Source organism: Arachnia propionica, from assembly GCF_037055325.1.
Taxonomy (GTDB): Bacteria; Actinomycetota; Actinomycetes; order Propionibacteriales; family Propionibacteriaceae; genus Arachnia.
This window is the reverse complement of record NZ_CP146373.1, coordinates 2464270-2477981: the sequence shown is the minus strand read 5'-3', so window position 1 is coordinate 2477981 and position 13712 is coordinate 2464270. Positions and strand designations below refer to the sequence as shown.

General features: G+C 65.9%; 8 protein-coding genes. 3 read left to right on the top strand and 5 right to left on the bottom strand.

Annotated elements, in window-relative coordinates:
* Positions 1–74: 74 nt before the first annotated feature.
* From V7R84_RS11435 to V7R84_RS11420, 4 genes are read right to left on the bottom strand one after another with little or no spacing between them, the layout of a single operon-like run.
* Positions 75–701: a hypothetical protein gene (locus tag V7R84_RS11435; RefSeq protein ID WP_338569108.1), complete on the bottom strand. Its 627-nt coding sequence runs from the start codon at positions 699–701 to the stop codon at positions 75–77.
* Positions 695–1297, bottom strand: coding sequence for an MBL fold metallo-hydrolase (locus V7R84_RS11430; protein WP_338569107.1), 603 nt, complete (start codon positions 1295–1297; stop codon positions 695–697). Before V7R84_RS11430 ends, V7R84_RS11435 begins: the two co-directional genes overlap by 7 nt.
* 54 nt (positions 1298–1351) lie before the next feature.
* A complete protein-coding gene (locus V7R84_RS11425) occupies positions 1352–1681 on the bottom strand; it encodes a transcriptional regulator (RefSeq protein WP_338569104.1) in 330 nt (109 codons plus the stop codon).
* Entirely contained in the window at positions 1678–2085 is a 408-nt protein-coding gene (locus tag V7R84_RS11420) for a hypothetical protein (protein ID WP_338569102.1), read from the bottom strand. The genes V7R84_RS11425 and V7R84_RS11420 overlap by 4 nt, the downstream gene beginning before the upstream one ends.
* A 151-nt stretch (positions 2086–2236) precedes the next feature.
* Between V7R84_RS11420 and V7R84_RS11415 the strand changes: the two genes are divergently transcribed.
* Positions 2237–3397, top strand: coding sequence for a hypothetical protein (locus tag V7R84_RS11415; protein ID WP_338569100.1), 1161 nt, complete (start codon positions 2237–2239; stop codon positions 3395–3397).
* Between the two features lie 127 nt (positions 3398–3524).
* Here V7R84_RS11415 and V7R84_RS11410 read toward each other — a convergent pair whose 3' ends face one another.
* Positions 3525–4118, bottom strand: coding sequence for a TetR/AcrR family transcriptional regulator (locus V7R84_RS11410; RefSeq protein ID WP_338569098.1), 594 nt, complete (start codon positions 4116–4118; stop codon positions 3525–3527).
* 1317 nt (positions 4119–5435) lie between these two features.
* On the opposite strand from V7R84_RS11410, the gene V7R84_RS11405 reads away from it, so the two are divergent.
* Together V7R84_RS11405 and V7R84_RS11400 are read left to right on the top strand one after the other, a co-directional pair.
* Positions 5436–5654, top strand: coding sequence for an MbtH family protein (locus V7R84_RS11405; protein WP_338569095.1), 219 nt, complete (start codon positions 5436–5438; stop codon positions 5652–5654).
* Between the two features lie 84 nt (positions 5655–5738).
* A complete protein-coding gene (locus V7R84_RS11400; RefSeq protein WP_338569093.1) occupies positions 5739–13709 on the top strand; it encodes an amino acid adenylation domain-containing protein in 7971 nt (2656 codons plus the stop codon).
* The last annotated feature ends 3 nt before the right edge of the window (positions 13710–13712 follow it).

Here is a 13712-nt window from a genome sequence, read left to right as displayed (position 1 = left end):
GGCCCCTGTGTGGAGCGGGACGGATCACGGGCTCTGGTGCGATCTGAGAACCCGGACCGCCCGCAGGGACGGGATCAGGTGACGATGGGTGCCCCGCCGTCAACCCGCACGGCCTCCAGGTTGGGGTTCCGGAGGAGGCCTTCGGCGATTCCCTCGCGGCAGCCGACGATGGTGCTGGGCAGGTCGATGTCCGCCAAAATGATGAAGGTTCCGGCCTCATCCCAGACGACGTCCGGGAGACGGTCGGGATCCAGGCTCGTCAGCAGCTCCCGCGGTGACGTCGCGGTCATGTGGTATCTCCGCCCCGGAACCGTCAGCGACCGGGAAACTGCGGGACGTCTCCGGCTGCCCCACCCGTCCCATTCGCCCATCCAGAGGCGGCCCTCCGAGCAGCCGGTCAGTATCTGCCGGAGCAACACCGGCAGGATCAGGGGACTCGGGCCGATGTCCGGTTCGTGGTCCCAACCCGGACCAGCGGTTCCCTCGTGCAGCCTGATCCCGGAGACCTCGAACCAACCAGCGGTCGCGATGGACACTCCTTCCGGAGCGATCTCCCGCCATCGCACCGGGTGTTCCACGCCGTCGATCCAACGCGACGCGGGATGCAGCACCCGCACGTGGGCGGGCCAGCCCTCCCCGACCAGCGTCCGCCAGGAGTGCCCCTTCGGGATTGGACGCGGCCAGGTGGCAGCTCTCACCATCCCCGGGCGATCCACTCGTCCAGGTGCGGGCGTTCCTTCCCGATGGTCGTGGAGGGGCCGTGGCCCGTGTTGACGACGGTGTCGTCGGGCAGGGTGAACAGGCGTTCTCGGATCGAGGCGATGATCCGGTCGAAGTCCGAGTAATCCCAGTGGGTGGCCCCCGGGCCGCCCTCGAAGAGGGTGTCACCGGTGAAAACCACCCCGTCAGTGACGAAACACGTCGCGCCCGGGGTGTGCCCCGGGGTCGCGACCGCCCGTAGCGTGATCCCGGCGACCGTGAACTCGTCGCTGTCGGTGATCGGCCGGAACGCCTCGTGCGGGTGGGTCTCCCGCCACAGGAACTCGTCAGCGGGGTTCAGGTGGACGGGCGGGTCGCCCATCAGGGCCGCGAAGGCCGGGGCCGCCGTCACGTGGTCCCAGTGCCCGTGGGTCAGCAGTACCGCCCTCACCTTCCGGTCACCGACGGCAAGCGCGATGCGGTCGGGCTGGTGGGCCGGATCGATGACGATCACGTCCCGGTCATCGCCGATGATCCAGGCGTTGTTGGTGAAGTCCGGTTGTCCGGGGGCCTCCGTAATCAGTTTCTCGATGGTCATGCCACCCAGTCTGCCCGCTTGGCCGAAGCGTCGCGGGAAATCGGGCCGGGCCTGTCAGGAACCTTCCCCCGAGGTGGTCGGGACGGAGCCCTCGGCGATGGCCTGCAGCGCCGCCAGGTGAGACTTCCACAGCTTGCGGCCCTTCGGGGTGAGGCTGAACCAGGTGCGGGGGCGTTTCCCGATGTAACCCTTGCGGACGGCGACGATCCCGAGGCCTTCGAGCTGGCTGGCCTGGCGGGAGAGCACAGAGTCGGAGACCTGGAGGTGGTTGCGCAGGGTGGCGAAGTCGATCTGCTCGACCCCGGCCAGCCCTGCCACCAGCGAGAAACGAACCGGGTTGGTGAACTCGTCGACCAGGTTGTGGCGGGGATGTTCGGTGCTCATCGGCGTGCCTCCACGAGGGCGCCGACGAAGGACGCGACCGCGATCACCGCCGCGAGCGGCACCCGGACCGCGGCGGTGGGGAAGAACATGGAGATGCTCCAGCACAGGGTCCAGACCGCCATGTAGATGCCCCAGCGAATCCCGAAACCGTTCTTGGCGACCTTGCTGAACGCGACCACGAAGATCAGGGGTGCCAGGAGCCACACCATCATGCCGATGAAGGAGACGGCGTCGAAATGGGTGTCGCGATTGGCCAGCAGGTACACGCAGGTGGCGGAACCCAGGCTCATCTGGGTGGTTATCGTCGGCCATCCCGCGTTTCCCCTGGTCCGGGTGAGGGTGGTCTCGGCCTGCCGCAACATGCCGGCGGCTTCCTCGGGTGTGGGATCTGGGTGAGTGGTCATGTCGTCCTCCTGAAACCGTGGGCCATCACTTGCTAACAAAATAACAAATACTTTCCAAATAAGCAAGTATTTGTCCAGTCTCTGTCGGTCAGGTGGCCAGTTTTGATGTCAATCATTCGGCGGCGTGTCTCCCGCACGTATGGTCAGCCTCATGAGTCGAGAAGAAGCGATCAGGATCCTCGCGACGCATCCCGGTGTGGTTGAGGTGCTGGATGCGCCTCAAGCCGGGGAGCCGGATTCGGACATGCTGATGCTGCGCCTCGAGGATGAGCAAGTGATCGGGATCGATCCCCGTCTGGCTGAACCGGTTCGCGCCAACGAGCCCGAGGCGGCCCGCGTCGCCCGGGTGCATCGTGCTGTGGACGTCGTGAGTGCTTCCGGGGAAGCGGGCGGAATGGATCTTGAGGCCGTCGTCCCGCTGGTCCGCAGCGCCGACTACTTCGTTGCGCAGGGGCAGCTGGCTCCGGCGGCGGTCGGATGGCTCACCGACTTCATCGGTTTCGGGCTGGCCATCGACGAACCCACGACCCTGCGTGTCGTCCCCGAGACGGAACTGCCGGGCGACCGGATCGCGGAGTACGACATCGAGCTCCAAAGCAGGGCCATCGGAAACCTGCGCACCATGGAGGAGGCCATGGCCTTCTCTGAGATGGGGCTAGGACCCGATGTCTTGACCCTGACTGCTCCGCCGGGAAATGAAGCGGCCTGGTTCGCGGATGCCGCGGCCATGGAGGAACTCCTGAGCAGGCTCGGCGAGCGCACTGGTACGGCTTGGGCGGTTATCCCCGCCCGTCGTAACGACGTCTTCCTGGTCAATGTTGCGACGGATCGCTGGGATGACCTCCTCGATGACCTGGAGGAGGCCGTCCTCGCCCGCGACGGTCTCCATCCGCTGCCCCATGTTGTGGCCAATCGGCGGTGGCAGTTGAGTCTGCCCCCGAAGACCTCTCAGCTCGGAAGGCGACTGCAAAGGCTCAAACAACACGCGGAGGGGCGTGTCTACAACGCTCTCAAGGAATCCGTCCAGCAGGAATACGCCCATCACGTGGCCGACTACGAGGATCTCTACGTTCATGACGACGAGCTCTTCTCGATGGCCTTCGTCCCCGAGGACGTGCCCGGAGCCAGTGTTCCGCTGGTGGATGTGATCGCCTTCGAGCGCGGGCACTCTGTCTTGGATGTGCCCTACGCCGAGGTCACCTCGCAGCTGCCCCACCTCGTCGCACCCCATCCGGGTACACACCCGCCGAGGGTGATCATCACCCATCCCTCGAAGGAGGATTACGCCACGCTGCGGGAACTGACCCTCTGAGAGGGCCGGACTGAGCTGAGGCATCGCCGCGGACGGTTTCTGTAGGAATGCCAGCGGCTGCGACATGCCAGGACACATGGTCCGGCTGTCGCTGCCGCCAACATCCACCTTCGAGGTGACCGGGGCGTCAGTCCTCCGAGCGCATGAGGAACAGCGCCAGGGGGGTCAGAAGCGGGCGGATGCTGTACTTTCCATAACGGTTGAACTCGAAGTAGTAGAGCGCTTCGAAGAGGTCAAGAATGTACTCCGTTGGCAACACGAAGGAGATGCCGAGGCGCGTGGCCAGGTCGTCCACGAACTTGACCAGTGCCGGGCGGGTCTCGGTGTTGATCCGTTCCAGGTGGTCAGCTAGTTTGGGGCTCCGCAGTGCCCGCATTCGGATCTCCAATAGGGTGATCGTCATCTCCCTGCTGGGAGACAGGATCTTGAGGAAGCTCTCCAGGGCGGCATCGGCCACCAGGGCGAGGTCCTCGTCAGAGGGCAGGCTCGCAACTGCTTCGGGCAGACTGGCCTGCACGCTGTCGCGGTAGCGCTCGGCCACCGCGACGCACAGGTCGTCCTTGGAAGTGAAGTTGGAGTAGAAAGCGCCTCGGCTGAATCCTGCGGCTTCGCACAGGTGTTCCACACTGGTGGCGTCTATGCCTCGGGCGGCGAACTGGCTGATGGCAGCTTTGACCAAGCGGCCGACAGTGGCCTCCCGCCGTGGCGTCAGGTCTGTCATGTTGAACAGTCTACTGTCATACCGAGTGCCGAGATGTCACCGAATCGCTGGTGAACTGCACCTGCGGCTTCGCTGCGCTGGATCTCGCCGCGCAGGGGTGTTCGAGGCCGCCATCTCCCCGGTGGAGCGGGTCGCGGGTGGGTGACGGGTGTTGTCCATCGTCGTCCGCAAGAGATATTCCTGGTGTGTTTCTCGAGGTTTTCTTGCGAATCTTGTCGGGATTGGTGGAAGCAATCATGTATCGAGTTGGCGCCGACTTCACGAAAGGCGCGGAAGGTGTTCATCTTTGGATATTTAACTTTTAGCCAGGCTGCTTTCGAGGCGTTCTTGTGCGTAGTGGCGCGGAGGTGTGTTGATGATAATCGTTGGCGCTCGACCGGAGATTAGTTTGCGGAAGTAAATATTCAGAGAAGGCCTTAAGGAAGCGGAAAGATAAGTATTCAACAACCTTCGGTCGGGTGTTAACGGATTGATTTGTCGAATGGTGTTGCGTCATGTCGTATTGGCAATTAGCATAGGTTGCCATGTGGCGAATCCTGAATGTCGCGATGGCTGCATCGCCGAGAGGCCGTGGTGTACCGCGGGGCCCTGCGGCAGGTGCTGTCTGTGGTCGTGACCGAGGGATGGCCAATGCCGCTATTTCTGGTGGTGTGCTGGTGGGGGGGCGATGCCGTCACTCGACGTGTTGGAGCGGTCGTAATCGAATGAGTGTCGATCGTGACTGCTCCGATGGCCATGGTTCTTGTGGGTGTCGAGGAAGTTCGGATCGTCCAACACGTTGCCTAGATCGTGTCCGTCCTGTCCGGGTGGCTGCCCTGTGCGGGTTGCTCCGGTGTGCAGGGCAGAGTGAGGTGAGTAATGGATGTTTCCCCACCGTGTTCGTCCAGCCCGTTTCGCCCCTACCGGTGCTGGGAGCCCGCGCGAGGTCTTCCATCGTTTGAGGGTGTCTCCGGGCCTCCGGTCTCGGATCAGTTTCCGGTTCCTTGAGCGTGCCGCCGGTGCCGGTTGTGCTCCGAGGTCTCGTGATAGATATCGGCGAACGGGTTGTTCGGCCTCCTTGGGATTTGTGTCGGAGTTCGAGTTATCCCCGGGGCGGGTTTTATGGAGCTGTCCTGGATATTCGGGTGTGGCCTTCGGGTGTATGCGCGATGTTATTAGTGCGATGTATCAGAAGCTGTGGTCTCTCTTTGTGGTAGCTGTCGGATAGGTTTTTAAGTGTAAATCCTAATGTTTTTGGGTGGCTATCATTTCGCCAGAAAACAGTGATTCTTACGCGAATTTAATCCTTGTTAAATACAAATATATCTGGAGTTTATTGTGAATCCCTTTGATGATCAAGATGCTGATTTCTTTGTCCTGATCAATGCGGAAAATCAGCATTCGCTATGGCCTGTTTTTGCGGATATTCCCTCGGGGTGGGTGAAGGTCGCTGGTCCCATGAAACAGAAGGTCGCGATGGAATGGGTCGACTCTCATTGGACCGATATGCGTCCCGCTTCCTTGGTTAAGGCAATGGATTCCCGCTCCTCGCTCTGAGCTCGAAATTCGTCGATTTCCGAATGCTCGCTCGGTGCGGTGTTCCGCTACCCGGTTCACCCGACCTTGTGCAAAGGATTCCTGATGCTGACTTATTCCGCCATCTTTGAACGGGCTCTCCGGCTCAACCCCGAAGGCATCGCGGTGGATGCCAACGATGCCCGGCTGACCTACCGTGAACTCGATGCCCGTGCAGAGGCGCTCGCGAACCTGCTCGTCGAGAGGGGAATCGGGGGAGCGGAATGCGTCGTCGGTATCTGCGTTCCACGTTCTGCTGCCATGATCGTCGCATTGGTGGCGATCGTGCGCACAGGAGCTGCTTACCTTCCTCTCGACGTCGCTCATCCCCGGTCGCGACTGTGTTACTTGCTGGAGGATTCCCGTCCACAGGCAATCGTCGTCACCGACGAGACGGCGGAAAGTTTTCCTTCGGGACAGAATCTGGTGGACATGGGCGATGTGAGTGCGTCCTCCGGAGCATCTGTGTGGCCGTCGGTTCCGTCGTCCGCGGCTGCTTACATCATCTATACATCAGGCACGACAGGCCGTCCCAAAGCGACGGTGGTTCCTCATTCCGGGCTGGAAGCACTCGCGCGTTCGCAGGCCGAGTCCTGGCGTTTGACGACCAGGAGTCGAGTTCTGCAGACCGCGTCCCTTTCTTTTGACGCAAGCGTGAAGGACATCATCGGTACGTGGTGGGCGGCTGCGACGCTTGTGTTGCCCGGACCACAACGACTGAGTGGACAGGCCCTGGCCGATCAAATGAAGAATTGGGGCATCACTCACGCTCTGGTTCCGCCGCCGGTTCTCTCCGGCGCCAGCGGGTCAGGTGTCGACTGCCTCGAATGCCTTTTCGTCGGGGCCGAAGCGTGCCCACCAGCCCTGGTGTGGGAATGGGCGCGTGGTGGGCGGCGCATGGTCAACACCTACGGCCCGACGGAGGCCACTGTCACATGCCTGCACTCCCATGACCTCGACCCGGCCCGCGAACGCGTGCCCATAGGCCATCCGATCGAGGGGATGCGCGCCTATGTCCTGGACGAGACCTTGGCCCCGACCACGGACGGCGAACTCTATGTAGCCGGGGCCGGTCTTGCGCGTGGATACGCCGGGCAGCACGGGCTCACGGCCTGCCGTTTCATCGCCGATCCGCTGGTTCCCGGTGAAAGGATGTACCGCACTGGTGATCGAGTGTGCATCGACGAGACGGGGGAGATCCATTACCTCGGACGCACCGATGATCAGATCAAGATACGCGGTTTCCGCGTCGAACCCGGTGAGATCGAGGCCACGGTCCTGGGGCTTCCCGGGATCAAAGGGGCGGTCGTCACCGTGGGAGGTGGTCCGCAGTCCGACAAACTGCTGCTCCACGTCACACCCCTGCCCGGTGCCACAGTAGATCCTCGTGCGCTGCGTGCCGCACTGGCGCGGAAACTTCCTGACTACATGGTGCCCTCCTCAGTGACCGTTCTGCCTGCCCTGCCCCTCACCGTGAGCGGGAAGGTGGATCGTTCCGCGCTCCCGGAACCGGTGTGGCTGCGGGCAGCGGGGGAGCCGCCGCGCACGACCGCGGAACGCATCGTGGCGGAGGCGGTGGAACAGGTCACCGGAATCAGCGATCTCACGGTCGAGGACTCGCTGGTCGATCTGGGGTGTCATTCGCTCGATGTGGCCCGGATTGTCGCCGAGTTGCAGTCACGCACCGGGCTCTGCCCGGTAATTGCGGATGTTCTCGCGTCGCCGCGCATCGGTGATGTCGCGGCCCTGCTCGATGACCTCGGACCGACCAGCGCGACACCTGTGCCTGTGCCTGTGCCGCGGGCCAGGCAGATGGCGTGTTCCCCTTCGCAGGAACGGATGTGGCTGGCCGAGGAATGCGCCGACGGCTCCTCCGGATATGTCGTGCCCACCGCCGTGCGTCTGGGGCGCGGCCTCGACGTCGCAGTCCTGGAACGAGCCTGGCTGGACGTGGTGGAACGCCATGAGATCCTGCGCACCCGCTATGGCAGCGATGGCGAACGGGTCTGGCAGCGCGTGGATGCGCCGGATCCCGTCCGCGACGGCATCAGGGTTCGCGAGATCGGTCCGGATGAGGTAGAGGAGGTCGTGGCCCGTGCCGTGCACGACCGATTCGACCTGGCCGAGGAGGTCGTCCGACCGATCCTGCTGCGGACACCGAGCGACCACGTGTTCGTGCTCGTCGTGCACCACATCGCCTGCGACGGATGGTCGATGATGCTGCTGGATCGCGACCTCGATGCCGCCTACGCGGCCCGTTCCCGGGGCTCCGCGCCCCCGTGGCAGCCGCTGCCGCTGCAGTTCGCCGATGTGGCGGCTCAGCAGGTGCGCCGGGCCGCCGATCCGGTGGCCACCGCCGAGCAGATCGCCTTCTGGCGGGATCGTCTACGCGACGTTACCGCCGGGTGCCCGCAGATACCCGTCGTCGAGGACGGCCACGCACGAGCGGGGTACGTCGCGTTCGACATCGATGCACGTGTTCACCAGGCGGTGCTGGCCCTGGCGCAACGACTTCGGGCGACACCGTTCGTCGTCCTGCACGCGGCGATAGCGGTGGTGTTGGCCGGTCTCGGTGCGGGGCGACGTTTCAGCATGGGTGCCGCCGTCGGTGCGCGCGACGAAGCCGGGCTGGCAGCCATGGTGGGGCCACTCGTGAACACGATCGTTCTCGTCAGTGAGGTCGATCCCGGTGGGACATTCACGGAATTGGTCGCACAGCTGCGGGAGAGCGATCTGACGGCGATGCGGAACTCCGGTGTCGGATTCGATTGCGTTGTCGAGGCCTTGAACCCGAACCGCGAACCCGGGCGCACCCCCTGGATCGACGTCCTGATCAGCATGGGTGCAGGGGAGCGCGGATTTGTTCCCGACTACGCCTCGCACGGTGCATCCGGAGCCACCCTGGAGCTTCCGCACCTGCCCGGGGTTCGGCAACAGTCGACCCCTGCGCCCGCCGCTCGTTTCCAGCTGGTGTGGGCCTTCACCGAACGCTTCAGGGCCGGTAACCCGGACGGAATCGCAGGGGTCCTCGAATACGCGGCGGAAGTGGGTGCCGAGAACGCCGAACGGCTGGTCCATCGGCTGGAATCCGTGCTGCGACAGGTTGCCATCCGCCCCGATGCGCCGCTGGCTGAAAGCGATGTCCTGCTGCCCGGAGAGGCAGCCGACATGGTGGGTCCGGCATCCGTCGGCGGCGCCACGATCGCATCCTTGTGGAACATGCAGGTGGAGAACGATCCGCAGGCCGTCGCGCTGATCGCTGGTCAGAAGCGGTGGACGCGGGCAGAGCTCGACGAACGTGCCCGCCGCTGGGCCGCTCTGCTGCGCAGCAGGGGCGTGGCGATCCAGGACGTTGTCGCGTGCGCGCTTCCGCGCGGGGTGGACCAAGTGGCGGCATTCCTCGGGGTGAGCCTGCTGGGGGCCGTGTGGCAACCGATCGACCGGCGCTACCCGGACGAACGGCAGCGGATGGTGGTCGAGGACACCTCGGCGGCCATCGTCATCACGCTTGTAGCAGATGCGGCCCGCTGGGACGGGCAGCGCCTGGTCGTCGCGGATGACCCCGGCATCACGGATCTGCTGACCACCATCGCCCCGGTCACCGACTGCCCCGGTGCGACCCTGCCCCCCGACACCGGTGCCTACATCATCCACACCTCCGGATCCACCGGCCGTCCCAAGGGGGTCTACGTCACCCACGCGGGGATCGCCGACATGGTGGCCTCCGAACGCCGGTGGTGTGGTGTAGGGGAGGGAACGGTCGTGGCGCAGGCGGCGTCCCCGGGGTTCGACGCGAGCGTGCTCGAGGTGACGATGGGGCTGCTGACCGGTGCCGCCTGCGCGTTGATCACCGACGAGCACCGCGATTCTGGTGGCGCGCTGGTGGCCGAGTGGGCGCGGCTGGGCGTCACCCACGCCTTCATGGTCGGATCCTTCGCGCTGACCCTGGACCCCTCGAGCATCCCGGAGGGCATGACCTTGGTTCTGGGAGGGGAGGCCTTTCCCGCACAATTCGCCACCGCTGTGGCAGGGCGCACCCGATTGGTCAATCTCTACGGACCCACCGAGGCCACGATCTTCGGAACCGGGCACCGTCTCCGCGGACCCCACGGGGTCTCCGTGCCGATCGGGAAACCCGTATACGGCGCGAGACTGGAGGTGCTGGACACCACCCTGCGTCCCGTCGCCCCGGGGGTGGTCGGCGAACTCTACATCAGCGGTCCCGGTCTCGCCCGCGGGTACGTCGGCGAACCCGGCCTGACGGCGTCCCGTTTCGTTGCGGGGCCGGACGGTGGCCGTCGTTACCGCACCGGCGACCTGGTCCGCCTGGACGGAGAGGGACGCCTCCACTTCGTTAGACGCAACGACGCCCAGGTCAAGCTGCGCGGCTTCCGCATCGAACCCGGTGAGGTCGAGGCGGTCCTCGGCGCCGCCCCGGGAGTGACAGGGGCCGCGGTGTCGCTGCGTGATGATCTCGCCGGTGGGAAGGCGCTGGTCGCTCACGTCGCCGGAGCCGGGGTGGACGTGGAACGGATACGCGCCCATGCCGCCGCCTCGCTGCCGGCTCATGCCGTCCCGTCGCACTGGGTGGTCCTCGACCGGCTTCCCGCCACGATCCACGGCAAGCTTGACCGGGATGCCCTTCCTGCCCCGTCCCTGAGCGGCTCGGGGAAAGCGGCCGAAGACGGTGAACAGGCCGAGGCCTGCCGCATCATGGGGGAGGTGATCGGGGTTTCCCGGGTCGGGCCCGATGACGACTTCTTCCGTCTTGGCGGGCACTCACTGCTCGTCGTGAAACTGGTCTCGCAGCTGGCCGCGGCTGGCATTCGGGTCGCCATGCGTGACGTGCTGCTGGCGCCGACCGTGCGTGGATTCCTCACCCGTGCCCGTGGCGGGGCCCCGGCGACCGGCATCACGCAGGCACCCCGGCCCGCCGATGGCATCGTGCCCATGTCAGAGGCTCAACGCAGGCTGTGGCTCGTCGAGCAGATCGACGGACCTTCACCCGTCTACAACATTCCTGTTGTCGTCGACGCCGATGACATCGACCTCCCGGCCCTGCAGGCCGCACTCGGGGACGTCGTCGCCCGTCACGAGCCGCTGCGAAGCGTGGTGTTGCCGGGCGTCGAACCGGCGCAGAGGATCATCCCTGCGTCGGAGGCGGTCGCCCTGGTTCCGGTCATCGACGAGATCTGTACCCCGGATGCCGCAGCCGCCATCGATGCGGCGGCGCGTCACGTGTTCCGGCTCACCGAGGAACTGCCCGTGCGGGTCAGCGTGATCCGAAGCGGGAACGGTTGTTCGGTGGTCGTGGTGCTGCACCACATCGCCGCGGACGGCTGGTCCATGGAGCCGCTGCTGTGTGACCTGGAATCGGCCTATGTGGCCCGCTCGGAGGGGCGGGACCCGCGACTGCCCCAACCGGCGTTGCAGTATCACGACTGGGCGCGCGCCGCGGCAGCGACCGATCCCGCTCGCCTGGCCGAACGGACCACGTGGTGGGAACGCAGGTTGGGTTCGCTGCCGGAGGAGGTCACCTTCCCGCCGGATCGTGCGCGCGGCAAGGCATCCGGACGGGGGGCGGGACAGGTCCGCGCGGAGATCGACGCCGCGACGCAGCGTGGAGTGACGGCCCTGGCTGGTAGGACCGGTGTCAGTTCGTTTGTCGTGCTGCACGGTGTGTTTGCGGCGCTGCTGAACCTTCACGGGGCAGGCGATGACATCGTGGTCGGTACCGTCACCGCCGGTCGCGACAGCAGCGCACTCGAGGACGTCGTCGGGTTCTTCGTGAACACGGTGGTCCTGCGCAGCGATCTGTCGGGGGATCCGACCTTCGAAGAGCTGCTGGCTCGCCTGAAACTCTCCGATGCCGACTGCCTGGCGCATGCCGACGTGGCCTTCGACAGCGTGGTGGAGCGCCTCAACCCGGACCGTTCAGGGGGACGCCATCCCCTGTTCCAGGTGATGTTCACCACACAGGACCACCGCCGCGAGGCGGTTCCGGGTGCGCTCTTCGACGTGGCGCGTGCCCGCAACCTTGTCGTGGGATCCAAATTCGATCTCACCCTCACCCTGGAGGAGCGTCGCGACGGCATCGGCGTCGTCGCCGACTACTCGCGCGACCTGTTCGACGACGAGACCGTGACGGCAATCCTGCACAGATACGTCCTGCTCGCGCAGCGTGTCGTCGCCGATCCGTCGCTGCGCATGCACGAGCTGCGGGGTCATGCCCCAGGGGAGACGGCAGCGATACGGTCCTGGGGGATGCCCACGAAGGTGGACCTCGTGCCGGCTGGCCTGGAGACCCTGTTCGCCGACGCGTTGCGCGGTGCCGGCGCGCACGCCCTCGCGGTCGAGGCGCATGACGGTCACCTCACCTATGGCGAACTCGACCTCCGTAGCTCCCGGATGGCCGGGTGGCTGCGGACACAGGGCGTGGAACCGGGCCACCGGGTCGGGGTGTGTGTGCCGCGTTCCGCCGACACGATCGTCGCTCTGCTCGCGGTGGCCAGGGCACAGGCGGTTCCGGTGCCGCTGGATGCCACCCATCCCGCCGCACGTCTGCGCCGGCTGGTCGAGGACTGCGACATGCGGGTGGTGCTGGCCGGAGGCGGGGGAGTCGAGGCCCTGGAACGAGCCGGTACGAGAACCCCCGTGCTCGATCTGGCCGATGCGGACGGCGACGGCTGCCTGCCGGAGGTCGCACCTTGCGGAGGTGACGTCGCCTACATCATCCACACCTCCGGTTCGACCGGCGAACCCAAGGGCGTCGAGATTCTCAAACGCGGACTGGGCGCCTTCGCCCGGGCACAGGAGGAACGCTACGGCCTCACCCCCGGCACACGGGTGCTGCAACTCGCTTCCCTCGCCTTCGACGCATCGATCCTGGAGCTCTGCCTCGCCTGGCCCGCGGGAGGCACCCTCGTCGTCCCACCGCCCGGTGTGCTCGTCGGCGACGAACTGGCGCAGTGGTTGTCACGCTGCGATGTCTCCCTGGTCACTCCGGGCGCCCTGGCCACGGTCGATCCCGCCGGTCTCGACGGGCTCGACACCCTGCTGGTCGGTGCCGAGGCGTGCAGCGCCGAGCTTGTCGCACGGTTCGCCCCTGGACGTTCGATGTTCAACGCCTACGGGCCGACGGAGGCGACGGTCGCGGCCACAGTGGCAGGGCCGCTCACAGCTGGTCGGGACGCACCCCCCATCGGAGGCCCACTGGCCGGTGCGCGCCTGCTCGTGCTGGACTCCCTGCTACGACCGGTCCCGATCGGGGTCGACGGTGAGCTTTACATCGGGGGACCCGGTGTCGCTCTCGGCTACCGCGATCGCGCAGGCCTGACCGCGACCCGCTTCGTCGCCGACCCCGATGGCGGTGGGGAACGGGTCTACCGCACCGGCGATGTGGTGCGCTGGAACCGTGCAGGAGAACTGATCTACCGCGGTCGCAGCGACGAGCAGGTCAAGCTGCGCGGCTTTAGGGTGGAGCCGGGCGAGATCGCCTCCGTGCTGCGTGCCGTCGAGGGGGTGGAGCAGGTGCACGTGATGGTCCGCGAGGACCAGGCGGGCCAGCCGGCTCTCGTCGTGTACGTCACTCCTGCCGGGATCTCCACCGGCGCCGTGCTGGAGTGCGCCAGGGCCGAACTTCCCCCACACGCTGTGCCCTCGCACGTCATCGCGCTGGATGCGCTCCCGCTGACGGTCAACGGAAAACTCGACCTCACGGCTCTCCCGGAACCCGGAGACAGCGCACCCGATGACGACCTCGTCGCCCCGCTCACCGATGTGGAACGCGCCATCTGCGAGGCCTACGAAACAGTCCTGCGATGCCCCGGGGTCGGGCGGACGACCGACTTCTTCGCCATCGGGGGGCACTCCCTGGCAGCGGCTCGGGTGGTCGCCGCAGTTGCAAACGCGGGCTGGGCGGTTAGCGTCCGCGACCTGTTCGAGGCCCCCACACCGGCTGCGCTGGCGTCCCGAGCCGTCACCGCTGCAGCGCCACGCCGTCCGCGTCCCCGCCTTACCCCACGTTCCCGCGTCTGAACT

What these genes read in the sequence shown, in the direction of transcription:
- V7R84_RS11420 (WP_338569102.1), bottom strand. Translation starts at nt 2,085, where the DNA reads ATGACCACTCACCCAGATCCCACACCCGAGGAAGCCGCCGGCATGTTG.
- V7R84_RS11415 (WP_338569100.1), top strand. Translation starts at nt 2,237, where the DNA reads ATGAGTCGAGAAGAAGCGATCAGGATCCTCGCGACGCATCCCGGTGTG.
- V7R84_RS11435 (WP_338569108.1), bottom strand. Translation starts at nt 701, where the DNA reads ATGGTGAGAGCTGCCACCTGGCCGCGTCCAATCCCGAAGGGGCACTCC.
- V7R84_RS11430 (WP_338569107.1), bottom strand. Translation starts at nt 1,297, where the DNA reads ATGACCATCGAGAAACTGATTACGGAGGCCCCCGGACAACCGGACTTC.
- V7R84_RS11425 (WP_338569104.1), bottom strand. Translation starts at nt 1,681, where the DNA reads ATGAGCACCGAACATCCCCGCCACAACCTGGTCGACGAGTTCACCAAC.
- V7R84_RS11410 (WP_338569098.1), bottom strand. Translation starts at nt 4,118, where the DNA reads ATGACAGACCTGACGCCACGGCGGGAGGCCACTGTCGGCCGCTTGGTC.
- V7R84_RS11400 (WP_338569093.1), top strand. Translation starts at nt 5,739, where the DNA reads ATGCTGACTTATTCCGCCATCTTTGAACGGGCTCTCCGGCTCAACCCC.